The sequence below is a fragment of the Mycobacterium sp. genome (assembly GCF_039583805.1).
In the GTDB taxonomy this organism is placed as follows: domain Bacteria; phylum Actinomycetota; class Actinomycetes; order Mycobacteriales; family Mycobacteriaceae; genus Mycobacterium.
Genome location: NZ_JAVKSH010000049.1, coordinates 1 through 24,684, shown reverse-complemented (window position 1 = coordinate 24,684; position 24,684 = coordinate 1). Strand labels below are relative to the sequence as shown.

The 24,684-nt window shown below is 68.9% G+C and carries 24 protein-coding genes and 1 pseudogene; 8 read left to right on the top strand and 17 right to left on the bottom strand.

The genetic code is table 11. The features are described from left to right. Together ABDW21_RS08690 and ABDW21_RS08685 are read right to left on the bottom strand one after the other, a co-directional pair. A pseudogene (locus ABDW21_RS08690) lies at positions 1–458 on the bottom strand (hypothetical protein); the annotation flags it as partial. A 134-nt stretch (positions 459–592) separates the two neighbouring features. Continuing rightward, on the bottom strand, positions 593–1,216 hold the full coding sequence (locus ABDW21_RS08685; protein ID WP_343602898.1) for a carbonic anhydrase: 624 nt from the start codon (positions 1,214–1,216) through the stop codon (positions 593–595). Here ABDW21_RS08685 and ABDW21_RS08680 point away from each other — a divergent pair. After that, positions 1,215–2,153, top strand: a complete 939-nt coding sequence (locus tag ABDW21_RS08680) for an A/G-specific adenine glycosylase (RefSeq protein ID WP_343602897.1) — start codon at positions 1,215–1,217, stop codon at positions 2,151–2,153. The two genes, ABDW21_RS08685 and ABDW21_RS08680, sit on opposite strands and share 2 nt — an antisense overlap. Here ABDW21_RS08680 and ABDW21_RS08675 read toward each other — a convergent pair. Beyond that, positions 2,114–2,881 (bottom strand): alpha/beta hydrolase, encoded by a 768-nt coding sequence (locus ABDW21_RS08675; protein ID WP_343602896.1) that lies wholly within the window; start codon positions 2,879–2,881, stop codon positions 2,114–2,116. The genes ABDW21_RS08680 and ABDW21_RS08675 overlap by 40 nt on opposite strands. Before the next feature lie 14 nt (positions 2,882–2,895). Between ABDW21_RS08675 and mhuD the strand changes: the two genes are divergently transcribed. The 3 genes from mhuD to ABDW21_RS08660 are packed head-to-tail and all read left to right on the top strand — an operon-like array spanning position 2,896 to position 5,319. Then, entirely contained in the window at positions 2,896–3,213 is a 318-nt protein-coding gene (mhuD, locus tag ABDW21_RS08670) for a mycobilin-forming heme oxygenase MhuD (protein WP_343602895.1), read from the top strand. Beyond that, complete coding sequence (locus tag ABDW21_RS08665; RefSeq protein ID WP_343602894.1) at positions 3,188–4,552, top strand: serine hydrolase; 1,365 nt, start codon at positions 3,188–3,190, stop codon at positions 4,550–4,552. The genes mhuD and ABDW21_RS08665 overlap by 26 nt, the downstream gene beginning before the upstream one ends. A gap of 41 nt (positions 4,553–4,593) precedes the next feature. After that, positions 4,594–5,319 carry a YcnI family protein gene (locus ABDW21_RS08660; RefSeq protein WP_343602893.1) on the top strand — a complete coding sequence of 242 codons (726 nt, stop codon included), beginning with the start codon at positions 4,594–4,596 and terminating at the stop codon, positions 5,317–5,319. A gap of 79 nt (positions 5,320–5,398) precedes the next feature. Here ABDW21_RS08660 and clpC1 read toward each other — a convergent pair whose 3' ends face one another. The 14 genes from clpC1 to ftsH all read right to left on the bottom strand — a co-directional run bounded on the left by clpC1 (position 5,399) and on the right by ftsH (position 19,976). Then, positions 5,399–7,918 (bottom strand): ATP-dependent protease ATP-binding subunit ClpC, encoded by a 2,520-nt coding sequence (gene clpC1, locus ABDW21_RS08655; protein WP_343710316.1) that lies wholly within the window; start codon positions 7,916–7,918, stop codon positions 5,399–5,401. 243 nt (positions 7,919–8,161) lie between these two features. After that, positions 8,162–8,497, bottom strand: coding sequence for a histone-like nucleoid-structuring protein Lsr2 (gene lsr2 / locus ABDW21_RS08650; protein WP_343601877.1), 336 nt, complete (start codon positions 8,495–8,497; stop codon positions 8,162–8,164). A gap of 233 nt (positions 8,498–8,730) precedes the next feature. Next, positions 8,731–10,254, bottom strand: a complete 1,524-nt coding sequence (gene lysS / locus ABDW21_RS08645) for a lysine--tRNA ligase (protein ID WP_343601855.1) — start codon at positions 10,252–10,254, stop codon at positions 8,731–8,733. 84 nt (positions 10,255–10,338) lie between these two features. Beyond that, positions 10,339–11,154: a type III pantothenate kinase gene (locus ABDW21_RS08640; protein ID WP_343601856.1), complete on the bottom strand. Its 816-nt coding sequence runs from the start codon at positions 11,152–11,154 to the stop codon at positions 10,339–10,341. Between the two features lie 2 nt (positions 11,155–11,156). Continuing rightward, positions 11,157–11,576 (bottom strand): aspartate 1-decarboxylase, encoded by a 420-nt coding sequence (gene panD, locus ABDW21_RS08635; RefSeq protein ID WP_343601857.1) that lies wholly within the window; start codon positions 11,574–11,576, stop codon positions 11,157–11,159. Further along, positions 11,576–12,511: a pantoate--beta-alanine ligase gene (gene panC, locus ABDW21_RS08630; protein ID WP_343601858.1), complete on the bottom strand. Its 936-nt coding sequence runs from the start codon at positions 12,509–12,511 to the stop codon at positions 11,576–11,578. The genes panD and panC overlap by 1 nt, the downstream gene beginning before the upstream one ends. Then, the gene (locus ABDW21_RS08625) at positions 12,508–13,413 is read right to left on the bottom strand and encodes a DUF2520 domain-containing protein (RefSeq protein WP_343601860.1); all 906 of its coding nucleotides are present in this window, start codon (positions 13,411–13,413) and stop codon (positions 12,508–12,510) included. Before ABDW21_RS08625 ends, panC begins: the two co-directional genes overlap by 4 nt. 110 nt (positions 13,414–13,523) lie before the next feature. Next, positions 13,524–14,744: a DUF6779 domain-containing protein gene (locus ABDW21_RS08620; RefSeq protein ID WP_343710315.1), complete on the bottom strand. Its 1,221-nt coding sequence runs from the start codon at positions 14,742–14,744 to the stop codon at positions 13,524–13,526. Positions 14,745–14,808: 64 nt separating this feature from the next. After that, on the bottom strand, positions 14,809–15,285 hold the full coding sequence (locus tag ABDW21_RS08615) for a DUF3180 domain-containing protein (protein ID WP_343601879.1): 477 nt from the start codon (positions 15,283–15,285) through the stop codon (positions 14,809–14,811). Further along, the gene (folK, locus tag ABDW21_RS08610) at positions 15,285–15,827 is read right to left on the bottom strand and encodes a 2-amino-4-hydroxy-6-hydroxymethyldihydropteridine diphosphokinase (protein ID WP_343710314.1); all 543 of its coding nucleotides are present in this window, start codon (positions 15,825–15,827) and stop codon (positions 15,285–15,287) included. The genes ABDW21_RS08615 and folK overlap by 1 nt, the downstream gene beginning before the upstream one ends. Further along, on the bottom strand, positions 15,824–16,225 hold the full coding sequence (gene folB, locus ABDW21_RS08605) for a dihydroneopterin aldolase (RefSeq protein WP_343601863.1): 402 nt from the start codon (positions 16,223–16,225) through the stop codon (positions 15,824–15,826). Before folB ends, folK begins: the two co-directional genes overlap by 4 nt. Next, complete coding sequence (folP, locus tag ABDW21_RS08600; protein WP_343710313.1) at positions 16,218–17,051, bottom strand: dihydropteroate synthase; 834 nt, start codon at positions 17,049–17,051, stop codon at positions 16,218–16,220. The genes folB and folP overlap by 8 nt, the downstream gene beginning before the upstream one ends. Beyond that, on the bottom strand, positions 17,048–17,656 hold the full coding sequence (gene folE / locus ABDW21_RS08595; protein WP_343601866.1) for a GTP cyclohydrolase I FolE: 609 nt from the start codon (positions 17,654–17,656) through the stop codon (positions 17,048–17,050). Before folE ends, folP begins: the two co-directional genes overlap by 4 nt. A 16-nt stretch (positions 17,657–17,672) precedes the next feature. Next, entirely contained in the window at positions 17,673–19,976 is a 2,304-nt protein-coding gene (ftsH, locus tag ABDW21_RS08590) for an ATP-dependent zinc metalloprotease FtsH (RefSeq protein ID WP_343601868.1), read from the bottom strand. 145 nt (positions 19,977–20,121) lie between these two features. Here ftsH and ABDW21_RS08585 point away from each other — a divergent pair, with 145 nt between their 5' ends. The 4 genes from ABDW21_RS08585 to ABDW21_RS08570 form a co-directional block, all read left to right on the top strand. Then, positions 20,122–21,063 (top strand): alpha/beta hydrolase, encoded by a 942-nt coding sequence (locus tag ABDW21_RS08585; protein WP_343601870.1) that lies wholly within the window; start codon positions 20,122–20,124, stop codon positions 21,061–21,063. 37 nt (positions 21,064–21,100) lie between these two features. Next, a complete protein-coding gene (locus ABDW21_RS08580) occupies positions 21,101–22,105 on the top strand; it encodes a zinc-binding dehydrogenase (RefSeq protein ID WP_343710312.1) in 1,005 nt (334 codons plus the stop codon). Between the two features lie 185 nt (positions 22,106–22,290). Continuing rightward, positions 22,291–23,403: a phosphoglycerate mutase family protein gene (locus ABDW21_RS08575; protein WP_343601874.1), complete on the top strand. Its 1,113-nt coding sequence runs from the start codon at positions 22,291–22,293 to the stop codon at positions 23,401–23,403. Between the two features lie 145 nt (positions 23,404–23,548). Further along, positions 23,549–24,684: DUF222 domain-containing protein (locus ABDW21_RS08570; protein WP_343710311.1), on the top strand; the 1,136-nt coding region annotated here is incomplete at its 3' end.

The following is a 24,684-nucleotide window of genomic DNA, read 5'->3' as shown; positions in this document are numbered from 1 at the left end:
ACGATGGCTTCGCAGATCGACGAGAAGTCGTAGCGGTATTCGGTGTCGTCGCTCCAGCGCAAGGTGAAGGCACCGGGTTGCGAGAACCGCTGGTCGTTCAGCGTCTCGTAGAGGCCGAGCATCACCCCGAGGAAGCCGGTGTACATCACGTTCGCGAAGACGATCGGGTCGGGATTCCAGCGCTGGTATCCGACCAGGCATTCGTGGGACCAGTAACCCCACACCCGCTTGTCGCGCATTTTCTCGATGGTGTTGGCCTGCGCCTCGGCGAGATAGCCGGTGAATGCGGGGGCGCAGGTGTACTGCGCCAGCGCCAACGCGTAGCACAGGTAGTTGAGCTGATAGCGCAGGGCCGACAGCAGGTACTGCTCGATGTGGACGAAACCGTCGAAGCGGTCCAGCGGTTGCAGTGCCAGATCGAGCAGGTAACGCTGGAGTTCCAGGTCGTCTGGTGTCATTTCTGCGACGTGGCGAACGCCCGGCGCTGACGGTGAAGCGGCTGAGATCACCGAGGTGTCCCTCCCGGCGGGAACAGTGCGTCTGTGAAGCCTAGCCGCCGGGCCGTCCGGTGTCGGTCGATTCGAGCGTGAGGTCAGACGGGCTCGCCGATCTGACCGACATGCTCGCGCAGCATCACCCGGCCGTCGGTCAGGTGGTAGGTGACCCCCACGATCGCCAGGGTGCCCGCGGCAACCCGCTCGGCGATGACCGCCGAGCGGGCCAGCAGCTGCGCGCCGGTTTCGGCCACGTGGCGGGCCTCGAACTCGTCGACCCGGGTCAGGCCCTCGCCACGGCCGAGCAGAATCGACGGCGTCACCCGCTCGACCACGTCGCGCACGTAGCCTCCCGGCAGCACACCGTCGTCGAGCGCCGCAAGCGTCGCCTTGACCGCACCGCAGCTGTCATGGCCCAGCACCACGATCAGCGGCACGTCGAGCACCGCGACCGCGTACTCGATCGAGCCCAGCACCGCCGAGTCGATGACATGCCCGGCGGTGCGCACCACGAACATGTCGCCCAGCCCCTGGTCGAAGATGATCTCGGCGGCCACCCGACTGTCCGCACAGCCGAACACCACGGCCGTCGGCTGCTGCGCATCGGCAATGCTGGCGCGGTGCTCGACGTCCTGACTGGGATGCTCGGGCTTTCCGGCGACGAAGCGCTCGTTACCCTCTTTGAGTGCTTTCCACGCGCTCAGCGGATCGGTGTCGGGCATGGCTGACATTGTGCCGCACCCAGCGATGAGCGTCTCCACGGCCGAGCTCATCGGCTGGTATGACCGGGAGCGGCGCGATCTGCCGTGGCGGAATCCCGACGTCAGCGCGTGGCAGATCCTGGTCAGCGAGTTCATGCTGCAGCAGACTCCGGTGGCCCGCGTGCTGCCGGTCTGGACGGAGTGGGTGCGGCGGTGGCCGACGGCGTCGGCGACGGCGGCCGCGACCACGGCCGACGTGCTGCGCGCCTGGGGCAAGCTGGGGTACCCCCGGCGGGCCAAGCGGCTGCATGAGTGTGCCACGGTGATCGCCCGCGATCACGGCGACGCGGTCCCCGACGACGTCGAGACGCTGCTCACGCTGCCCGGGGTGGGGAGCTACACCGCGCGGGCGGTGGCGTGCTTCGCCTACCGTCAGCCGGTGCCGGTGGTGGACACCAACGTGCGACGGGTGGTGGCCCGTGTCGTCCACGGCCGCGCCGATGCCGGTACCCCGTCGGCAATCCGCGACCACGCCGACGTAGCTGCGTTGCTGCCGGAAGACGCTACAGCGCATCGTTTTTCGGCGGCGCTGATGGAACTGGGCGCCACGGTGTGCGTTGCCCGGAAGCCGCGGTGCCCAGTGTGCCCGCTGCCCGGATGCGCATGGCGGCGCGCCGGCTATCCTCCCCCGCAGGGTCCCGCACGCCCCGCCGCGCGGTTTGCCGGAACCGATCGGCAGGTACGCGGACTGCTGTTGGATGTGTTGCGGGGCAATGACTTACCGGTCACCCGGGCCGAACTGGACGTGGCGTGGCGCACGGATGCCGGGCAGCGCGACCGGGCTTTGGAATCGCTGCTCGCCGACGGTTTGGTGGCCCGCACCCGCGACGGCCGCTTCGCGCTGGCCGGCGAGCAGGATCAGGACGTCGTCAAGAACGATTCCACCGTGTTGCGGTAAACCTGCGGTGCTTCGTCGTGGATCAGGTGTCCGGCATCCGGGACATGCACGTACTCTGTGCGCCAACCGATGTCGTTCATGCGTCGCATCTGGCCCGGCGGCGTCACCGAGTTTCCGGCCTCGATGAGCAACGCAGGTGCCCGCACCGCCCGCCACTGCGGCCAGTAGTCGCGGGTGCCCCATTCGGCCGCGATCTCGACCCACCGCTCGGTGTGGCCGTGCAGCCGCCAACCCGTCGGCGTCCGGTCGAAAGCCTCCAGGAAGTACTGGCCGGCAACCTCGCCGAACGTGCCGAATATCTTTTCGGCAGAGTCGAATTCGACCGGTAGTTGATGAGCCCAGGGTTCCCACGGACCGGTGGTGCGGCCGCGGAAATCCGGCGCCATGTCCTCCACGACCAGCGCCGCGACCAACTCGGGCCGTTCCGCGGCGAGGCACCATCCGTGCAGCGCACCCATCGAATGCCCGACCAGCCGGGCTGGTGTCCCCAGGCCGGCGACCGCGTCACCCAGGTCGGCCACGAAGCGCTGCGTGCTGATCGGGTGCGGGTCGGCCACGTCGCGGCCCCGGTGCCAGGGCGCGTCGTAGGTGTAGACGGTGCCCAACCGGGTCAGCCATGGCAGCTGACGCGACCAGGTGCTGCCCCGCCCCATCAGTCCGTGCAGCAGCACCACCGGCCGGCCTCGGCCGCCCCGAGGGGTGAGCAGATCGATCGGCACGTCCCGCACGGTAGCCTGACGGCATGCCAGTGGTGAAGATCAACGCAATCGAGGTGCCGGCGGATGCCGGCCCCGAGCTGGAGAAGCGGTTCGCCCATCGCGCGCACGCGGTCGAGAACTCGCCCGGCTTCCTCGGCTTCCAGCTGCTTCGCCCGGTCAAGGGTGAAGACCGTTATTTCGTGGTGACTCAGTGGGAGTCCGAAGAAGCCTTCCGTGCGTGGGCGGCCGGGCCCGCGATCGAGGCCCACGCCGGCCAGCGGGCCAACCCGGTCGCGACCGGCGCGTCGCTGCTGGAATTCGAGGTCGTGTTGGACGTTGCGGGCACCGGCTCGACGGCGTAGCCAGAGCCCTCGGCGGCAGCGCGCGGCGGCACTGGTGGCCGCCACGGTGCTGGTCGTCGCCCTGGCTCCGGGATGCGGCTCGCCCCCCGACCCGCCAGCGAAGGCGGCGGCGTCCGGCATACGGATCGACACCCGGACTCCGCCCGGCCTGCGCGCGCAACAGACCTTCGACATGCTCAACTCGGACTGGCCGATAGGCCCGGTCGGGGTGGGCACGCTGGCTGCCCCCGACCTGGTGCGGCAGGTCGACACGACCATGGAGGAGCTGTGGTGGGACCGCCCCTTCACGCTGCACGGGGTCGACATCAGCGCCGGCTCAGCCACACTGGAGCTCACCACATCCTACGGCGCCCGCCAGGACGTCCGGATCCACACCGACGACGAGACCCTGGTGGACCGGTTCGACGTCACCACCCGGACACCGAAGATCTCCGCCTGGCGCGACATCGATGCCACGCTGGGGGCGACCGGAGCCCGCTACTCCTGGCAAGTCGCCAGGATCGACGGCGACCGCTGCGACCCGGTGGCGGGAACCAACACCTCGCTGTCGCTGCCGCTGGCCTCGATCTTCAAGCTTTACGTGCTCTATGCGGTGGCCGACGCGGTCCGGGCCGCAACCCTGTCCTGGGACGACCAGCTGACCGTCACCGACAGGGGCAAGGCCGTCGGCTCGGGAATGGATCTGCCCGTCGGAGCGCATATCTCGGTGCGCACCGCCGCCGAAAAGATGATCGCGACCAGTGACAACATGGCCACAGACCTGCTGATCGGCAAGGTCGGCACCCACGCCGTCGAACAGGCGCTCGTCGCAACCGGTCATCACGATCCGGCCGCCATGACACCGTTCCCGACCATGTACGAGCTGTTCTCGGTGGCCTGGGGCGAGCCGGACCTGCGCGAGCAGTGGAATCACGCCACCCCGCAAGCCCGAGCCCGGCTGCTGCAGCAGGCCAATTCCCATGCCTACCAACCGGATCCGACGCGTGCCCACACTCCGGCCTCCAGTTACGGCGCGGAATGGTATGGCAGCGCTGAGGACATCTGCCGGGTGCACGCGGCGCTGCAGGCCGCCGCTGTGGGTGCAGCCGCGCCGGTCAGGCAGATCCTGGCTGCGGTGCCGGGCGTCGACGTGGACCACCGTGAGTGGCCATATATCGGTGCGAAGGCCGGCGGGCTGCCGGGCGACCTGACGTTCAGCTGGTATGCCGTCGACCGGACGGGTGCGCCGTGGGCGGTCAGTTTTCAGCTGAACTGGCCCCGCGACCATGGGCCACACGTAACGGGCTGGATGCTGCAGATCGTCAAACAGGTCTTCGGACTGATGTCCGCGCACCGCTAGCATCGGAAGCCGGCGGTTCACGGAGCCGACAGCATCCGCGTGTGGGCTACCTGCCGCTCAACCCGAAAGGACGTCCTCAGGTGAGAAATGTTCTGCGTACCGGTCTGATCACCGCGTTGACTGCGGTCGCCGCCGTTGGCTTCGCGCCGCCCACCTTGGCGCATGTCAAGGTCTCCGGGACCAACGCGCGTCAAGGCGGTTACGGTGTCTTGACTTTCAGTGTCCCCTCCGAGTCGGATGCCGCGGCGACCACCGAACTGCGGGTGTTTCTGCCCGACACCGCGCCAATCTATCTGGTGGAAATCCAGCCGAAGCCCGGCTGGACGGCGATCCTGATCAAGCGGCCCCTGCCCACACCGCAAACCGACTACAACGGCACCGTCCACAACGACTACGTCTCGCAGGTCGACTGGAAGGCCGACACCCCGCAGGCGGCGATCCCGCCCAACCAGTTCGAGTTGTTCCGCATCTCCGCCGGTCCCCTGCCGAACAGAGATTCGCTGGTCCTGCCGGCCGAGCAGTCTTACAGTGACGGTCGCACGGTGAACTGGAACGACGACCCGTTCGCCGGTCCGCCCGCGCCCGGGCACCCCGCTCCTGTGCTGAAGCTGGTCTCGGGAGCCTCCGATATCGACATCTTCACAACCACCGAAACAGTGCAAGACAACACGCCGCTGTGGCCGGCCCTCGCGGCAGCCGCCGTCGCGGTTGTGGCTCTGTTGCTCGCGATCACCAATTTCGTGTTGCTGCGCCGCCGCAAGGATTGAGACGGCACGCCGCGAAAGTGCACCTGCCGGCGCAGATCACGAGTGAGCGCGTCGGCAGGTGCACTTTCGGCGCGGGTTGCTACACGCCGTGCGCGCCGGCCTCGGCCAGATCCGGCTCGGCCGGCTTACGGGTGCCGGTGAAGGTGAACACCGCATCCTCGCCGGCGCCTTCGCCGTCCCAGTTGTCCACGTCGACCGTGACGATCTGGCCCGGTCCTACCTCCTCGAAGAGGATCTTCTCGCTCAAGGCGTCCTCGATCTCCCGCTGGATGGTGCGGCGCAGCGGACGGGCGCCCAGCACCGGGTCGAAGCCACGCTTGGCCAGCAGCGCCTTGGCCTTGCCAGTCAACTCCAAGACCATGTCCTTGCCCTTGAGCTGCTTTTGCACCCGGCTGATCATCAACTCGACCATCCGGATGATCTCCTCGCGGGTCAGCTGGTGGAAGACGATGACTTCGTCGATGCGGTTGAGGAACTCCGGGCGGAAGTGCTTCTTCAGCTCGTCGTTGACCTTCTGCTTCATCCGCTCGTAGTTGTTCTCGCCGCCACCCTGAGTGAAGCCCAGGCCGACCGCCTTTGAGATGTCGGCCGTGCCCAGGTTGGAGGTGAAGATCAGCACCGTGTTCTTGAAGTCCACCGTCCGGCCCTGCCCGTCGGTGAGCCGGCCGTCCTCGAGGACCTGCAACAAACTGTTGTAGATCTCCTGATGCGCCTTCTCGATCTCGTCGAACAGCACCACCGAGAACGGCTTGCGCCGCACCTTCTCGGTGAGCTGGCCGCCCTCCTCGTAGCCCACATACCCGGGCGGGGCACCGAACAGTCGCGACGCGGTGAACCGGTCGTGGAACTCGCCCATGTCGATCTGGATGAGCGCGTCATCGTCGCCGAACAGGAACTCGGCCAGCGCCTTGGACAGCTCGGTCTTTCCGACACCGGACGGGCCGGCGAAGATGAACGACCCGGACGGGCGCTTGGGGTCCTTCAGCCCGGCTCGGGTCCGGCGGATCGCCTTAGAAACAGCCCGAACAGCATCCTCTTGCCCGATGATCCGCTTGTGGACCTCGTCCTCCATGCGCAGCAGCCGGGTGGTCTCGGCCTCGGTGAGCTTGACTACCGGGATGCCGGTCCAGTTGCCCAGCACCTCGGCGATCTCGTTGTCGTCCACCTCCGCGACCACATCGAGATCGCCGGATCGCCACTGCTTTTCGCGCTCTGCGCGCTGCGCGACGAGTTGCTTCTCGCGGTCGCGTAGGCTGGCCGCCTTCTCGAAGTCCTGCGCGTCGATCGCCGACTCCTTCTCCCGACGGGCGTCGGCGATCTTCTCGTCGAACTCGCGCAGGTCCGGTGGCGCGGTCATCCGGCGGATCCGCATCCGCGCTCCCGCCTCGTCGATCAGGTCGATCGCCTTGTCGGGCAGGAACCGGTCGTTGATGTAGCGGTCGGCCAGGGTGGCCGCGGCCACCACCGCGCCGTCGGTGATCGACACCCGGTGGTGTGCCTCGTAGCGGTCCCGCAGACCCTTGAGGATCTCGATGGTGTGCTCCACCGTCGGCTCGCCGACCTGCACTGGCTGGAAGCGGCGCTCCAGGGCGGCGTCCTTCTCGATGTACTTGCGGTACTCGTCGAGGGTGGTGGCGCCGATCGTCTGCAGCTCGCCGCGGGCCAGCTTCGGTTTGAGGATCGACGCGGCGTCGATCGCGCCCTCGGCGGCCCCGGCGCCCACCAGCGTGTGCAGCTCGTCGATGAACAAGATGATGTCGCCGCGGGTGTTGATCTCCTTGAGCACCTTCTTCAGGCGTTCCTCGAAGTCACCGCGGTAGCGGCTGCCCGCCACCAACGAACCCAGGTCCAGTGTGTAGAGCTGCTTGTCCTTCAGCGTCTCGGGCACCTGGCCGTGCACGATCGCCTGCGCCAGGCCCTCGACGACCGCGGTCTTGCCCACGCCGGGCTCGCCGATCAGCACCGGGTTGTTCTTGGTGCGCCGGGACAGCACCTGCATGACCCGCTCGATTTCCTTCTCGCGGCCGATGACCGGGTCCAGCTTGCCCTCCATCGCGGCCGCGGTCAGGTTGCGGCCGAACTGGTCGAGCACCAGCGACGTCGACGGGCTGCCGGACTCGCCGCCGCGGCCCCCCGTGCCGGCTTCGGCGGCTTCCTTGCCCTGGTAGCCGGAGAGCAGCTGGATGACCTGCTGGCGCACCCGGGTCAGCTCGGCGCCCAACTTGACCAGAACCTGGGCGGCCACACCCTCGCCCTCGCGGATCAGGCCGAGCAGGATGTGCTCGGTGCCGATGTAGTTGTGGCCCAGCTGCAGCGCCTCCCGCAGCGAAAGCTCGAGCACCTTCTTGGCCCGGGGGGTGAACGGGATGTGCCCCGACGGCGCCTGCTGGCCCTGGCCGATGATCTCCTCGACCTGGCTGCGGACACCCTCCAGGGAGATTCCCAGCGACTCGAGCGACTTGGCGGCGACGCCTTCGCCTTCGTGGATCAGTCCCAGCAGAATGTGCTCGGTGCCGATGTAGTTGTGGTTGAGCATCCGGGCCTCTTCCTGGGCCAGGACGACCACCCTGCGGGCACGGTCGGTAAATCTTTCGAACATCGGCGCTTACCTGCTCTCCCTCACCATTCGATACAGCCCATCCCGGTCCGTCGGGGCCGGAACCGCGCATCTGCCGTCCACTGTAATGGGCAGACGCGTCAAGGGCGGCCGGGCGGGGTTCTGACCGTGTGGTCAGTCAGATCCCCGCGTACAACGCAGCCGTTACTAGGCAACGCGAGATATCGCCGAAACGTTTCCCGCGCCGAGCGGCGATCGGTTCGCCACCAGCGAAAGAGCGCGGTGTCAGGTCGCAGCGTGGAACGCGTCGATGACGCTGGCCGGGATGCGTCCGCGGCTCGACACGTTGTGCCCGTTGCGGCGGGCCCACTCGCGGATCGCCGCGCTCTGCTCACGGTCGATGGTCCCGCGCCCGCGGCCGCCGGAACGGCCACGACGCCGGCCGCCGACCCGACGCCCGGCGTCCACCCATTTCTTCAGGTCGGCCCGCAGTTTGTTGGCATTCTTGGTCGACAGGTCAATCTCATAGGCCACGCCGTCGAGACCAAATTCGACGGTTTCGTCGCCGGGACCCTCGCCGTCGAAATCGTCGACCAAGGTGACGGTCACTTTCTTCGCCATTAGCTCACCCTTCAGGTTCGTTCTGTTCACCCGGGTTCGTTCTGTGCACTCAGCTTCGTTCTGTTCACCCGGGTTCGTTCTGTTCACCCAGCTTCATTCTGTTCACAGTGTGCCTGCCAAGCAAACCGTGTGAGTTTCAGTCAATCCCCGGCATCAATCTGCCATAACACGGCGCGTTGTTCAATACCGGATCACACACCGTAGTTCAGGCATCGTAGTTCCGGCATCGTAGTTCAGGTGGTGGGCGGCCGAACAATCGGAAACAAAACTGTCTCCCTAATTGGCAGGCCGGTCAGCGCCATCAACAGCCGGTCGACACCCATTCCCGTTCCGGTACAGGGCGGCATGGCGTGTTCCAGGGCGGCCAAAAAATCCTCGTCGAGCGCCATCGCCTCGTCGTCGCCGGCGGCCGCCGCGCGGGCCTGGGCCGCAAACCGCTCCCGCTGCACCACGGGATCGACCAATTCCGAGTACCCGGTGGCCAGCTCAATGCCGCGCAGGTACAGATCCCACTTCTCGGTGACACCCGCAATGCTGCGGTGCTCACGAGTCAGGGGCGTGGTGTCCACCGGAAAATCCCGGACAAAGGTGGGCGTGGTCAGGGCCGAGCCGACCAGCTGCTCCCACAGCTCCTCGACCAGCTTGCCGTGCCCGTACCCGCGGTCCTCGGGAACCTCCACGCCGCGCGCCGCGGCGATGCTGCGCAGGTGGCCGACCGTGGTGTCGGGGGTGATCTCCTCGCCGAGCGCGTCGGATAGGGACGGATACATCGATATCGAAACCCATTCTCCGTCGATGTCGTAGACGCTGCCATCGGGCAGCGGGAGTTGTCGGGTGCCGATCGCCTCGTCAGCCACCTGCTGAATAAGTTCGCGGGTCACAACCGCCGAATCGTCATAGGTTCCGTAGGCCTGGTAGGTCTCCAGCATCGAAAATTCCGGGGAATGAGTGGCGTCCGCGCCCTCGTTTCGGAACACCCGATTAAGTTCGAAGACCTTGTCAAACCCACCCACAACGCAGCGCTTCAGGAACAGTTCCGGTGCGATCCGCAGGTAGAGGTCGATGTCGAGAGCATTGGAGTGCGTGACGAACGGCCGGGCCGCGGCCCCGCCGGCCAACGTCTGCAACATCGGGGTTTCGACCTCGACAAAACCGCGCTGCTCCAATGCGGTCCGTATCGCGCGCATCACGGCGATCCGTTGTCGGGCAACGGTGCGGGCCTGCGGGCGGACGATCAGGTCGACGTAACGTTGCCGCACCCGCGACTCGTCGCTCATTTCCCGGTGCGCGACGGGCAGCGGCCGCAACGCCTTCGACGCCATGCGCCACGAATCGCCGAGCACGGACAGCTCGCCGCGGCGCGAGCTGATCACCTCGCCGTGCACGCACACGATGTCGCCGATGTCCACGTCGGCTTTCCACGCATCCAGCTCGTCCGGGCCCACACCCGCGAGGCTGATCATCACCTGCAACTGGGTGCCGTCGCCGTCCTGCAGCGTGGCGAAGCACAGTTTGCCCGAGTTGCGGACGAAGATCACCCGGCCGGCGACACCGACGACGTCGCCCGTTGCCGAATCGGCCGGCAGGTTTGGGTAGGCGGCCCGGATCTGCGCGAGCGTGTGGGTGCGTCCCACCGCGACCGGGTAGGGATCGCGGCCCTGCGCCAACAACCGAGCGCGCTTGTCGCGGCGGATCCGGAACTGCTCGGGGAGGTCATCAGGACCGTCCTGCGGAGGTTCCCGGCCGGTGGCGCTCACGGCGTGCAAGCTTAAAGGAACGACGTCGAACCTGCGTGTCCCACGCCCTGCCGGCGGTTGCGCCGCCAGCGACCGCGCCGCATGTCAGCGGGCCGTCTTGAGCCGGCCGCGCTGGCTGTCCTGGTTGCGCTCGAAGACCAGCCGCAGGCCGTGCAGGGTCAGGTGCTGGTCGTAATGCTCGACGCTGTGCAGTTCCGCCAGCAGCAGCGGCGCGGTGTGCCCGGTGGCGACCACCGTGACGTCGTCGCCGCCGCAGCCGTCCACGCTGTCGCGGATGCGCTGCACCAATCCGTCGACCAGCCCCGCGAACCCGAAAACGGCACCGGCCTGCATGCATTCCACGGTGTTCTTGCCGACCACCGAGCGGGGCCGGGCCAGCTCGACGCGTCGCAACGCGGCCGAGCGCGCCGCCGCAGCGTCGGAGGAGACCTGCAGCCCGGGCGCGATCGCTCCGCCGAGAAACTCACCGCGTGCCGACACCACGTCCACGCAGATCGACGAACCGAAGTCGATCACGATAGCGGGCGTCTTGAACTTGTGAAAAGCCGCGAGGCAGTTGACAATTCGATCAGCGCCGACTTCCTTCGGATTGTCCACCAGCAGCGGCATTCCGGTGCGCACCCCGGGCTCGATCACCAGGCGCGGCGCCGCAGGCCAGTATTGGCCGAGCATGATCCGCACCTCGTGCAACACCGACGGAACGGTGGACAGCGCCGCGACACCGGTGAGTCGCTCGGAGTCGTCCCCGATCAGCCCGTCGATGGTGAGCGCCAGCTCGTCTGCGGTGACCTCGGATTCGGTGCGAATCCGCCACTGCTGCACAACCTTCGCGTGCTCCCCGGACCCGGAGAGCAGCCCCACGACGGTGTGCGTGTTGCGGACGTCGATCGCGAGCAGCACTGCTACCGCGGCGAAATCAGCTCGGCGGCTTCAGGAATGTCCAGGCCCGGCACGAATGCCGGATCATGCCCGAGGTCGATCGGCCGGTTGTCGGAGTCGACGAACACGATACGCGGCTGGTAGCGGCGCGCCTCGGCGTCGTCCATCGTCGCGTAGGCGATCAGGATCACCAGGTCGCCGGGATGGACCAGATGCGCTGCGGCGCCGTTGATCCCGATCACGCCGCTGCCCCGCTCGCCGGTGATCGCGTAGGTGACCAGCCGGGAGCCGTTGTCGATGTCGACGACGGTCACCTGCTCGCCCTCGAGAAGGTCCGCGGCATCCATCAGATCGGCGTCGATGGTCACCGATCCGACGTAGTGCAGATCCGCCTGGGTGACGGTTGCCCGATGGATCTTGGATTTCAACATGGTCCGTAACATCAGTTCCTCCAGGGTGTTTCGAGACATCCGGCGGGCTCGAGTCCATTGAGGCCGACGGGTGCCCCGATCTCGATGGCGATGTTGTCCAGAATTCTGGTGCTGCCAAGCCGCGCGGCGACCAGCAGCCGGCCGGGACCGTCGACCGGGGCGGGGCCCAGCGCGGGGTCGCGCACCTGCAGGTAGTCGACGTCGATAGCGGGCGCCGCGGTCAGGACAGCCTGAGCTGCGGCTACCGCGGCGTCAGCGCCGGCCGGCGCGGCGTTCCTGCCGGCCAGCAGCGCCGCCGCCAGGGTGCCGGCCAGTTCCCGCTGGCCCGTGTCCAGATACCGGTTACGCGACGACATCGCCAGCCCGTCGGCTTCCCGCACGATCGGCACCCCCACCACCCGTACGTCCACGTCGAGGTCGGCGACCATCTGACGGACCAGAACCAACTGCTGATAGTCCTTCTCGCCGAAGAACACCCGATCGGGGCGCACGATCTGCAGCAACTTCAGCACGACGGTCAGCATGCCAGCGAAATGGTCGGGGCGGGCGGCGCCCTCCAACTCGGCGCCCAGGGGGCCGGGACGCACCGCGGTCCGCGGGCCGTCGGGATACATCGCCGCGACGCCCGGGGTGAACGCCACCTCCACCTCGGCGTCGCGCAGCAACGCCAGGTCGTCCTCGATCGGGCGCGGATAGACGTCGAGGTCCTCACCGGGACCGAACTGCAGCGGGTTGACGAAGATCGACACCACCACGACCGAGCCCGGGACCCGGCCGGCCGCGCGGACCAAGGCCAGGTGGCCCTCGTGCAGCGCGCCCATGGTCGGCACCAGCATCACCCGCCGACCGGTGTGGCGCAGCGCGCGGCTGACCGCGGCCACCTCGCCGGGCGTCGCGTACACGTTGAGTTCACCCGAGGAGAACCTCGGCGGCGGGTTGACCGTCACCGCGCCAGCACCTCGAAGACGCCGGCGGCCGCATGCGCGCGCTGCGCCGTTCGCAGGGCATTGAGCCGATACGCCTCGGCCAGTTTCGGGTCGACGGCCGCCAGCGCGCTCAGGTGCCCGGCGATCGCATCCGCGTCACCGCGCGCCACCGGCCCGGTGAGCGCGCCCTGCCCGCGCTGCAGGGTGTTCTCCAGCGCCGCCCGGGCCAGCGGCCCCAGCACCCGTTCGGCGAGGCCGCCGGGGGCGTCGTCGACCAGTTGTTGCCCGAGCAGCTCCTGGCCCGACAACGCGGCCCGCAACGCGTCCAGCGCGTCGCCGAGCATCGTGACGATGTGGTTGCCGGCGTGGGCCAACGCGGCGTGGTACAGCGTGCGCACATCGTCGCGGACCCGGAACGGCTCACCGCCGATCTCCAGGACCAGCGACTGCGCGATCGCGTAGCCGACGTCGTCGGCGGCGGTGATCCCGAAGCAGGCCTGCGGCAGCCGGGCGATGTCCTCGTCGGAGCCGGTGAACGTCATGGCGGGGTGAATGGCCAGCGGGATGCAGTCCGCGAGCGGCGCCAGCACGCCGGTACCGTTGGCGCCGGACGTGTGCGCCACGATGGTCCCGGGCCGCACCGCGGCCGTGGCGGCCAACCCGCTCACCAGCCCGGCGAGCTCGGTGTCGGGCACCGCCAGCAGCAGCAACTCGGCGCTGGCCGCGACGTCGGGGATAGGCGCAACCGGTGTGTCGGGCAGCCGCCGCTCGGCACGTCGCCGGGATGCCCCGGAAACGGCGCTGCATGCCACCACGACGTGGTCCACGCGTTCCAGCGCCACACCCAACGCGGCTCCGACCCGGCCGGCGGAGATGATGCCCACCTTGAGCCGGGCCGGGCGCAGTCCGTCGAACTGCACCATCGCAGACGACCTCGCAGATGTCCCGGATTCGTTCCAGTCCCGCGGCGCGGGTACCGGACGGTCGCCACGACTGTACTCCGGCGGCAGTCGCGCGCACGAACCGGTTGTGCCTACGCCTCGGGGCGTCGGCGCCGGCCACCTGCGGATGGGGTGGCCTGCAGGCGTGCCAACAGTTCGGCCACCGAATGGCCCTCCGTGTGCGCGCCGGCCGGTTCCGGCTCGGCGCCGCCATGCCGGGCCTCGGCCGGGGGCGGCGGCGACATCGCCGGTTGCGCCGTGGTGCCCGAGTCCGAACCGTCGCGGGCCCGCGCGCGCCGACCGGGCCTGCCCGCCCGCGGGCCGCGGGCGGCGCCGGACTCGCCCGGCCCCTGCTCGGCGAAGCTGGCGTGGCGGCCACTTCGCTCCGCGGACGGCGGCGCAGCCAGCGTGGGCTCGACGGGACCGCCCGGCATCTCGGGTGCACGCCACTGTTCGTCGGAGCCGGCCGGCTGCCAGCCGGTCCCCGGAGCCTGCTCCGCAGGCTCCGACCACGCCGGTTGGGGAGGCGGAGGCCCTGCCCGGTCCGGCCCTGCCCAGCCCGGTCCTGCCCGGTCCTGTCCTGCCCGGTCCTGCCCTGCCCAGCCGGCCTGACGCCGGTGCGAGCCGGGAAACGCCTCGCCGGTCCCGAACGACGGCGGCTGACGATACGGGGCCTGGTCGGCATACCCGGCCCGGTAGATATCGGCCGGTGGCGACAGCGGCTCCTCGGGCACGTCGATGATCGACCTGTCGTCGGCAGGCTCGGACAGCTCGTCGGCCCGCGCCGCGGCGACCCGGTCGCGGGGGCTCTCGTCGCCGCGATCCCAGTCGCTGTAACCGCGCACCGCCCGGCGCTCGGTTTCCAACTCCGGCCGCTGGGCCAGCTCGGTGCCGAACAGGATCTCCAGATTGGTGCGCAGCGCGGACAGCTCGGCGCGCAACGCGGCCACCTCGTCGGCGGCCTGGGCGCGCAGCTCCGACGCCAGCTCGCGGCGCAGCTGGGATTCCACGGTCAGCTCGTACTCACGACGGGCCGAGATTTCCCGGTCCAGCTGCAGGTCGTACACCAGCTTCATGTCACGTACCCGGGCCTGATCCACGTCACTTTGCCGGCGGTAGATCACCGACACGAAAGCGGCGACGACGGCGGCCCACAGCGCCAGGATCACCGCCAGCTTGAGAAGCTCCGCCCGGCTGGTGAAAACCAGTGCGGAACTGGCGCCGATCGCCAGCACCAGCAACGCCGTCAACAGTGGCCAACCCGGCCTGCGACCGCCGCGCCGGGCCCGGGAGCCGCGGGACAGATCGGTCATGGCCCGACTGTACCGGCCCGAGGTCAACGCGCGTGTCGCCGCACTCCGGCGATTCTCGCCCGTCCTACGGGTGGGCTCCCTCGGCGTGTTCGGTCGGATCCGGCGGCGACTTGCAGCAATGTTGGAGCCACAGCCCGGCAACCGCCAGAGCCAGCGCGCTGACGGCGGCCACCACCGTGCCGGCGGTGTCTTCACCGGCCACCTGCAGCCACGACCGCCGCGGCAACAGGTACACCAGCACGGCGACCCACCAGCCCAGCACCACCGCACCGACCCATGCCGAGGCCTTGGCCACCACGAGGCTGCGGGCCACCACGAGCGGATGCAGCCGGCCTGGCCCGTCGCCGATCTCGCCGTCGGTGATCTTGGCCCGGACCTGGCGGCCCCACGCCGCCTCGGCGAGCGCGACCGCGAGCAGCGACAGGCCGGTCCACACCGTGATCGGCGGGAACCACCGATACAGCAGCACCACCAGCAGGTATCCGACCACCGCGGCGCCGACCGCCGCGGCCGTCAGGTCACGTTTGCGGATCGGGCCCATCACATGCCCGCGGTTTTGAGGACCAGCTCGGTCAATCGCACGCCGCCGCGGTCGGCCGGATCCAGCTCGGCGAGCAGCCGGGCCACCGGCCGCCGCTCGCCGGCCACCGTCAGCTCCGACGCCGGGTCGACGGCCAGCCACGGTACCAGGACGAAGGCCCGCAGATGAGCCAGCGGATGCGGCAGGGTCAGCCCGTCGCCCCGCGCGAACAGTTCGGTGCCGCCGGAGCCGGCCGCGCCCGTCTGGTAGCAGCTGATCAGGTCCACGTCGAGCGTGCGGGGACCCCAGGGCCGGCCGCGCACCCGATCGGCGGCCTGCTCCATCTGCTGGGCGCGGTGCAACCATCCGCGCCCGTCGAGCGCCGGGTCGTCGGCGATGAGCACCGCGTTGAGGAACGGCGCCTGCTCGACCCCGCCCCACGGCGCGGTCTCGTAGACCGGGGACACCGCCCGCACCGCGCCGCCCAGCTCGTCGAGCACCGCTTGCAGCCGGGCCAGCCGATCCCCCAGATTGGATCCGAGCGACAGCACTACGCGGGTCATGGCGCCCCCGCCGCCGGGATCGCCGCACCGCGGCCGCCGCGGCGAGACCGTCGCGCCACGACCGCCACGTCGCCGAAGGCCTGCGGGATCGGCGCGGCCGGCTTGTGCACGGTGACCTCGACGGCGTGTACCCGCTCGTCGTTCATCACGTCCTCGGCGATCTCACCGGCGACGGCTTCGATCAGGTTGCGGGCCGGGCCGGCGACGATGTCGGCCGCGCGCTGGGCCAGCACGCCGTAGTCGTAGGTGTCGGCCAAGTCGTCACTGGCCGCTGCGGCGGCCAGGTCGATCCACACGGTGATATCGACGACGAACTCCTGGCCGTCTGCGCGCTCGTGCTCGAAAACCCCGTGCCGGCCGTGAACTGTCAAGCCGCGCAACTCGATTCTGTCAGTCACCGGTCCCTCCCCGGCTCCAGGCCGCGACGACCTCGAGCGCGTCGGCCGAGGCCCGCACGTCGTGCACCCGCACACCCCAGGCGCCGTGCAGGGCGGCCAGCGCGGAGATCACCGCGGTGGCGGTCTCGCGTCCGCCGGGCGGTCGCTGCGCGCCGTCGGGCCCGGCCAGCAACGCGCCGAGGAACCGCTTGCGCGACGCCCCCACCAGGACCGGGATGCCGGTGGCGACCAACTCCGGCAGGGCGTGCAGCAACGCCCAATTGTGGTGTGCGGTCTTGGCGAACCCCAGACCGGGATCGATGATCAGCTTCGCCGGTTCGACGCCTGCGCGCACCGCATCGTCGACCGCGGCCAGCAGTTCGGCGCGCACCTCGGCCACCACGTCGCGATAGTGCGGCACCCGGTGCGGCTCGCCGGCGCAGACGGGTCGCCAGTGCATCAACACCCACGGAACACCGGCCTCGACCACCAGCCGGGCCATGCCCGGATCGGCCCGCCCACCGGACACGTCGTTGACCATCTGCGCGCCGTTGTCCAGCGCCACCCGTGCCACAGCCGCGTGCATCGTATCTATACTGACTGTAATGCCCTGTGCGACAAGTCCTTTGACGACAGGTACCACGCGCGCGGTCTCCACCGGCGGGTCGACGCCCACGGCGCCGGGCCGGGTCGACTCACCCCCGACATCGATGATCGCCGCGCCGTCGGCCGCCAATGCCATGCCGTGCTCGACAGCCCGGTCGGTGTCCAGGTAGCGCCCGCCATCCGAGAACGAGTCGCCGGTGACGTTCACCACCCCCATGACCCGGACGGACGACGTGCTCACTTGCGCAGGATGAGTTCGAGCGCCTCGGCTCGAGATGCCTGGCTGGTCTTGAACAGCCCGCGGACCGCCGAGGTGGTAGTGACGGCGCCGGGCTTGCGGACACCGCGCATCGACATGCACAGATGCTCGGCTTCGATCACCACGATGACGCCTCGCGGGTCGAGTTTGCGCGTCAGGGCGTCGGCGATCTGCGCGGTGAGACGCTCCTGCACCTGCGGCCGCTTGGCGTACAGGTCGACCAGGCGGGCGATCTTCGACAGGCCGGTCACCCGGCCGTCATGGCCGGGGATGTAGCCCACGTGCGCCAGCCCGTGAAAGGCAACCAGGTGGTGTTCGCAGGTGGAGTACATCGGAATACCTTTGACCAGCACCAACTCGTCATGCTGTTCGTCGAAGGTGGTGTCCAGCACGCTGTCGGGGTCGGTGTAGAGGCCGGAGAACACCTCGCGGTAGGCACGGGCGACCCGCGCCGGCGTGTCCGCCAGACCGTGCCGATCCGGGTCCTCCCCGATCGCGTACAGCAACTCGCGGACCGCGGCCTCGGCCCGCTCCTGGTCGAACACCGCCGCGTGCAGCGCCACGGTGCGGGAGTTCGGCTGCGCCATCAAAGCCTCCGTCTTCTCAGCCGTGCGCCGGCGGGTGGGAGCGTCTCGGGTCTCCGCCCTGCGGATCCGGGGACTGGCCGGTCTCCGGTACCGGTTTAGCGGATTGCGGATACGGCGGGTACGGGTGGCCCTGCGGCGGATGCGGCCAGTACGGCGGCGACTGGGCCGGCGCCGGCGGCGGGTACCAGTAGCCCGGCTGCGGCGGCGGCCAACCGGGCGCACGCCAGCCGGCGGGCGCGCCGTAGTCGGGCTGGCCCGACGGGCTGCCCTCGCCCGCCGGCAGACCGTGAGCACCGTTGGCGCCGTTGGTGGTTCGATCCCCGTCGGCCTGCGCGGCCTCGTGAGTCGCGCGAGCGATGGCAGCTTTGAACGCAGGCTCGGGCTCCGGCCTGGGCCAGGGCTCGCCGCGCTCGACGGCCAACTCGCCGGGTGTCTTGATCGGTGGCTTGTCCGACGGCACGCGGCCGCCGAAGTCGTCGAACATGGTCAGCCGCGGCCGCTTTTCGACGCCGGCGAAGATGGCCTCCAACTCGGGCCGGTGCAGCGTCTCCTTTTCCAGCAGCTCGCCGGCCAGGGCATCGAGCACGTCGCGGTATTCGGTGAGGACCTCCCAGGCCTCGGTGTGCGCAGCCTCGATCAGCTTGCGGATCTCGTCGTCGATGCCGCGGGCGACCTCATGCGAATAATCCGGCGCGGTGCCCATGGTCCGGCCCAGAAACGGGTCACCGTGTTCGGTCCCGTACTTGACCGCGCCCAGCTTGGAACTCATCCCGTATTCGGTGACCATCGAGCGCGCGATCTTGGTGGCCTGCTCGATGTCGGAGACCGCGCCGGTGGTGGGCTCGCGGAACACCAGTTCCTCGGCGGCGCGCCCACCCATCGCGAACACCAGCCGCGCGATCATCTCCGAGCGGGTCATCAGGCCCTTGTCGTCCTCGGGCACCGACACCGCGTGCCCGCCGGTGCGCCCGCGCGCCAGGATGGTCACCTTGTAGATCGGCTCGATGTCGGGCATCGCCCAGGCCGCAAGCGTGTGACCGCCCTCGTGGTAGGCGGTGATCTTCTTCTCCAGTTCGCTGATGATCCGGCCCTTGCGGCGCGGCCCGCCCACCACCCGGTCCACCGCCTCCTCGAGCGCGGCGCCGGTGATGACGGTGCCGTTCTCGCGGGCGGTCAGCAACGCGGCTTCGTTGATGACGTTGGCGAGGTCGGCGCCGGTCATGCCGACGGTGCGTTTCGCCAGCCCGTCCAGGTCGGCGTCGGGTGCGATGGGCTTGCCCTTGGAATGCACCCGCAGCACCGCGCGGCGACCGGCCAGGTCGGGGTTGGACACCGGGATCTGCCGGTCGAAGCGGCCCGGACGCAGCAGCGCCGGGTCCAGGATGTCGGGCCGGTTGGTGGCGGCTATCAGGATGACGCCCTGCCGGTCGCCGAAACCATCCATCTCCACCAGCAACTGGTTCAGCGTCTGCTCACGCTCGTCGTGCCCACCGCCCAGCCCGGCCCCGCGCTGACGGCCGACCGCGTCGATCTCGTCGACGAAGATGATGCACGGGTTGTTCTGCTTGGCCTGCTCGAACAGGTCGCGCACCCGTGAGGCGCCCACGCCGACGAACATCTCGACGAAGTCCGAGCCCGAGATGGTGAAAAAGGGCACGTCGGCCTCACCGGCGACGGCGCGGGCCAGCAGCGTCTTGCCGGTGCCGGGGGGGCCGTACAACAGCACACCCTTAGGGATCTTGGCGCCCAGCGCCTGGTAGCGGGCGGGGTTCTGCAGGAAGTCCTTGATCTCGTAGAGCTCCTCGACCGCCTCGTCGACGCCGGCGACGTCGGCGAACGTGGTCTTGGGCATGTCCTTGTTGAGCATCTTCGCCCGCGACTTGCCGAACCCGAAGCCCATCCGGGCGCCACCCTGCATGCGGGAGAACATGGCGAACAGGCCGACCAGCAACAGCAGCGGCAGCACGTAGATCAGCAGCGACCCCAGGATGCTGCCCTGGTTGACTACCGTGCTGACCTGCGCGTTTTTGCTGCTCAGCGCATCGAACAGCGGGACGGCGTATCCAGTCGGGTATTTGGTGATGATTTTGTCGGACCCGTCGGTGTCGCTGTCGGGGCTTTTCAGGGTCAACCGCAGCTGTTGCTCGCGGTCGTCGATCTGGGCGCTCTTGACGTTGTCGCCTCTGATCTGGGCAACCGCCACCGAGGTGTCGACGGGCTTGTAGCCGCGCGCGTCGTCGCTGAAGTAGAAGAACGACCAGCCCAGCAGCAGCACCACAGCGATCGCCGTGAGCGTGCGGATCACGTTTTTCCGGTTCATCAATCATCGGCCGTGGCCGGCCAGTTCCTTCCCCGTGCATGCGGTTCGAATAGTCCAGGCTACCGCCCGGCGATGACGTGGGCGGGGTACGGCCCGTGCCGGGGGCAGGGTGTGCTTTGGTGAGACGGTGCAGTCCACCGATCGCATGATCGAAACCAATGGCGTGCGGTTGCACACCGTCGAGGCGGGCGAACCCGGCGCACCCGTCGTCGTGCTGGCACACGGCTTCCCCGAGCTCGGCTATTCGTGGCGCCGCCAGATTCCCGCGCTGGCCGCCGCCGGATACCACGTCCTGGCGCCCGACCAGCGCGGCTACGGGCGCTCCAGCCGGCCCGCGGACGTCGCCGACTACAACGTCGCCGACCTGTCCGCCGACCTGGTCGGACTGCTCGACGACGTCGCCGCGGAACGCGCCGTGCTGGTCGGCCACGACTGGGGCGCACCCACGGTGTGCGCGACCGCGCAGCTGCACCCCGACCGGGTGGCGGCGGTGGTGAACCTGAGCGTGCCGCCGGTGCCGCGGGCTCAGGTGCCGCCGACGCAGGCCTTCCGCAAGATCTTCGGCGAGGCCTTCTTCTACATGCTGTATTTCCAGGAGCCCGGGGTTGCCGACGCCGAGCTCGACGCGGACCCGGCCACGACCATGCGGCGGATGATGTGCGGTCTGCGGGCCGGCGGCCAGGCGGGGCAGCAGATGGCCAGACCGGGACCGCAGGGTTTCATCGAACGGCTGCCGGAGCCGGACGGCCTGCCGGATTGGATCAGCCAGCCCGAGCTCGACCACTACATCGCCGAGTTCACCCGAACCGGTTTCACCGGCGGACTGAACTGGTACCGCAACCTGGACCGCAACTGGGAGATCATGGCCGACCCGGTGGCCGCCACGATCGGCGTGCCGACGCTGTTCATCGGCGGTACCGACGACCCGGTGCTGGCGTTCACCCGCCGGGACCGGGTCGCCGAGGTGGTCAGCGGTCCCTACCGCGAGGTGATGATCGACGGCGCCGGGCACTGGCTGCAGCAAGAGCGCGCCGACGAGGTGAACGCGGCGCTGGTGGATTTCCTGTCCGGATTGCGGCTGTCGTGAACCGACCGCGCACCGGCTGTGGGGGGTGCGGCCGCTGATGCGCGCGGCGGTGCTGCGCGACGGGCGCATGGTCTACCGCGACGACGTGCCGGACCCGGTGCCCGGGCCGGGACAGGTTCTGGTGGCCGTACGGTCGTGTGGAATCTGCGGCTCCGACCTGCATTTCGCAGCCCACGGTGCGCAGGTGCTGTCGTTGACCAAGCAGATGGGCCGCGCGCTGGGCGTCGACCTGAGCCGCGACATCTTCATGGGACACGAATTCAGCGCGGAGGTGCTGGAATCCGGTCCCGGCACCGACACTCCCGCCCCGGGCACGCTTGTGACGTCGATTCCGGTGTTGCTGTCGGATCGGGGCATGGAGCCGATCGTCTACTCCAACAACACAATCGGCGGCTATGCCGAGCGAATGCTGCTCTCGGCACCGCTGCTGGTGCCGATTCCGGCCGGACTGGACCCCCGCCACGCTGCGCTGACCGAGCCGATGGCCGTCGGTTTGCACGCCGTCAACAAGTCGGCCGTCGGGCGCGGTGAGACCGCGTTGGTGCTCGGTTGTGGCCCGATCGGCATCGCGATCATCGCAGCGCTGCGACTACGCGGTGTGGAAACCATTGTGGCTTCTGACTTTTCACCGAAGCGACGCGAACTTGCCGCCACGATGGGCGCGCACCGGACCGTCGACCCGGCCCAGGGATCACCCTTCGACACCGTCGCGGCGACCGTGGTGTTCGAGGCGGTCGGGGTGCCCGGAGTCATCGACGACGCGATGCGCCGGGTTCAGCCGGGCACGCGTCTGGTGGTTGCCGGGGTGTGTATGCAGCCCGACACCGTTCATCCGTTCTTCGCCATCGCCAAGGAAATCAGCGTGCAGTTCGTTCTGGCCTATGACCCAACGGAATTCGCCGACTCGCTGCGCGCGATCGCCGAGGGCGATATCGACGTTTCCGCCATGATCACCGGCGAGGTCGGTCTCGACGGGGTCGGTGCGGCGTTTGACGGCCTGGCAGATCCGGAGCGGCACTGCAAGATTCTGGTGGCGCCGTAACTTCCGCTTCGCGCGGCGACCCACTTCGGGTTCGGTCTGGCGGCGTCGAGGTCAACGCCGGAGTCTGGCGCCTACCCGGAACACATGTTAAGCTAAGCAAAATCTTAGCTGTTGCCCACTCTCTGCCATCTGACAGGTCTCCTGGAAAGGCAAAAACGATGCCCGACCCATCCGCCTCACGTGCAGTGCCCCGGAAGCCGAACCGCTGCGTCGGCGCCGGCCTTGCCCTCGCCGGCGCCGGCGTCATCGCCGTCACCCCGGTGATCACACCGCTACCCGCGGTCGACGCGCCCACCATCCGACTCGCCGCCGGCGAGGAGAGCATCGTCCTAGACATCGTCCGGCACGGCAAGACAGTGTCGACAGGCGTTGTTGCCGGCAACCTGCTTCCCGGATCTCCGCTCAGTGATCTCGGCCAGGAAGAGGCGCAGACGGTCGGGACGCAGCTGTTCAATCAGCTCGGCGGCCCGGACGGCGTCGCCGGGATCTTCATCGGGCAGAACGTCAGGATGGAGGAAACCGCAGCGCCGTTCGTCGGGCTCGAGCAGATGACCCCGCAGACCTTGTCCGGGCTCAACGAGATCGGTGGCGGCATCTACGCGGGTACCCCATATTCGGGCCCTGGTGGCATCCTGTACGACCTGACCTTGCTGGCGTGGGCGTTCGGAGTCGACCTCGTGCCGATGCCGGGCTCGTTCGACTTCACCGGGGTCGTGTTCGAGGACAGCTTCAACACCGCCGTTCAAACGATGTACGCCGACGCGCTGGCTAACCCGGTCGTCAGCGCGAACGGTCAGGTCACCGACGTGGCGGTCTCCGGCGAAGCGGCGATCAGCACCTGGACGCTGATGAACGTCAAAAACCCCGACCTGGCAATCTTTTTACCCCGCTTCGTCGAGGGGGTGCTCAGCCCGGAGTCGCATCCTTTCCTGTCCAATGCCGGCGTCGTCGAAGTCGAGGGCAACCCCACCGAGGGCTGGACGTTGGTCAACTTCGACGGGCAACCCATCCCGGCGGATCCCGGATTGCTGACGCAGCTCGTCGTCGACGTGCGAGACCTGATCATGCCGCCTCAAATTGCGACATACAACCTCCTCGAAGCCGCCCTCACCGGCGATCCGGCGACAATCGAGAATACGTTTGCGGCCGGTGCGCAAAGCGTCGGCGAGGCCATCGTTCGGTTCCCCGAATCGGTGATCGGTGACATCGTCTACGCGATACAGAACCTCTTCACCGACGTGGCGGCGGGCGAGCCGATCGGCGATGCATTCGGGTCGTTGGTCTTGGGCTTGGGCTGACCCTGGGCTGACCCGGCCGGATATGGCTTTTCAACCTTAAGCGGGCGCTGCTGATGGTCCTGTGCGATCAGTAGGTGGGCGGGGGTCTTGCAGGTGAGGGGCCCTTGGCTTGTTGCTGTCGGCCGTCCGCTGTATTATCGAATGTATGTTCGATATTGAGGCGGTCGATGCCGACGCGCTGCGGGAGTTGGATCCGTCTGGGCTGGTCGGCGTGGTCGAATCGGCTCACCGAACGGAGTCGATGCTGGCGGCGCGTCGGCTGGCGGCGGTTGCCGCACTGCTGCGGCACCGGGTAGCCGCGACGCAAAACTCCGTCACCACGAACGGCCACGCCGAGATCGACGGTTATGAGCAGACCGCCGCCGAGGTGGCCGCGGCGATGAACCTGTCCCCGATGGCGGCCAGTTTTGTGGTGTCCGATGCCGAGGCACTGGACACGCGCCTGCCGAAGGTCGCCGCGCTGCTTGCCGAGGGCCATACCGATTGGCGCACAGTGCAACTGATCATCAGCCGCACCGACCTCGTCGTCGACGAAGCAGTCGCCGCCGAGCTGGATCGGGGTATCGCCGCGCGGCTCACGTCGTGGCAGTGCTGGTCGCGGCAGAGGGTGATCAACGCGGTGGACGCAACGGTGCGGGCCGTCGACCCCGACGCCGCCCGCGAGCGCCGCCAGCGGGAACGCGACCACCGTGAAATCGGGATCAGCGCGCTCGGCAATGGAATGGCCGAAATCTACGGAACTGTGGCCGCTGCCGCGGCGACGGCTTTCGACCGCAGGCTCTCGGCGCTGGCCGCCGAAGTATGCCGCGACGATCCGCGCACCCTGGACCAGCGTCGCGCCGACGCGCTGGCCGTGCTGGCGGAGGGCCGGCGGCTGGTCTGCGCCTGCGGCAAGCCGGACTGCCCAGCACGCGCCACTGGCACCGACCCCGATCGCGTCAGCGGCGGCGCGCAGGTTGTCATCACGGTGGTGGCGAGCGAAGAGACAGTCCACGGCGAGGGCAGCCGACCTGGCTACCTCGACGGCTACGGCGTCATCGACGCCGAACAGGTGCGTGAGCTCGCCGCCGAAGCCTCACTGCGGCCGGCGGATCCGCGGACCAGCGCGGCCGAGGCGCTGCGGTATCAGCCGTCGGCCGCGCTGGAACGCGCTATTCGTGCCCGCGACCTCACGTGTCGCTTCCCGGGTTGTCATCGCCGGGCCACCCAGTGCGATATCGACCACACGGTGCCGTTCAACCACGCGAACCCTTCTGCGGGAGGTCTGACCGTGGCGGCCAA

What these genes read in the sequence shown, in the direction of transcription:
- ABDW21_RS08680 (WP_343602897.1), top strand. Translation starts at nt 1,215, where the DNA reads ATGGCTGACATTGTGCCGCACCCAGCGATGAGCGTCTCCACGGCCGAG.
- ABDW21_RS08685 (WP_343602898.1), bottom strand. Translation starts at nt 1,216, where the DNA reads ATGCCCGACACCGATCCGCTGAGCGCGTGGAAAGCACTCAAAGAGGGT.
- mhuD (WP_343602895.1), top strand. Translation starts at nt 2,896, where the DNA reads ATGCCAGTGGTGAAGATCAACGCAATCGAGGTGCCGGCGGATGCCGGC.
- clpC1 (WP_343710316.1), bottom strand. Translation starts at nt 7,918, where the DNA reads ATGTTCGAAAGATTTACCGACCGTGCCCGCAGGGTGGTCGTCCTGGCC.
- lsr2 (WP_343601877.1), bottom strand. Translation starts at nt 8,497, where the DNA reads ATGGCGAAGAAAGTGACCGTCACCTTGGTCGACGATTTCGACGGCGAG.
- panD (WP_343601857.1), bottom strand. Translation starts at nt 11,576, where the DNA reads ATGTTACGGACCATGTTGAAATCCAAGATCCATCGGGCAACCGTCACC.
- ABDW21_RS08625 (WP_343601860.1), bottom strand. Translation starts at nt 13,413, where the DNA reads ATGGTGCAGTTCGACGGACTGCGCCCGGCCCGGCTCAAGGTGGGCATC.
- ABDW21_RS08620 (WP_343710315.1), bottom strand. Translation starts at nt 14,744, where the DNA reads ATGACCGATCTGTCCCGCGGCTCCCGGGCCCGGCGCGGCGGTCGCAGG.
- ABDW21_RS08615 (WP_343601879.1), bottom strand. Translation starts at nt 15,285, where the DNA reads ATGGGCCCGATCCGCAAACGTGACCTGACGGCCGCGGCGGTCGGCGCC.
- folK (WP_343710314.1), bottom strand. Translation starts at nt 15,827, where the DNA reads ATGACCCGCGTAGTGCTGTCGCTCGGATCCAATCTGGGGGATCGGCTG.
- folE (WP_343601866.1), bottom strand. Translation starts at nt 17,656, where the DNA reads ATGGCGCAGCCGAACTCCCGCACCGTGGCGCTGCACGCGGCGGTGTTC.
- ftsH (WP_343601868.1), bottom strand. Translation starts at nt 19,976, where the DNA reads ATGAACCGGAAAAACGTGATCCGCACGCTCACGGCGATCGCTGTGGTG.
- ABDW21_RS08585 (WP_343601870.1), top strand. Translation starts at nt 20,122, where the DNA reads ATGATCGAAACCAATGGCGTGCGGTTGCACACCGTCGAGGCGGGCGAA.
- ABDW21_RS08580 (WP_343710312.1), top strand. Translation starts at nt 21,101, where the DNA reads ATGCGCGCGGCGGTGCTGCGCGACGGGCGCATGGTCTACCGCGACGAC.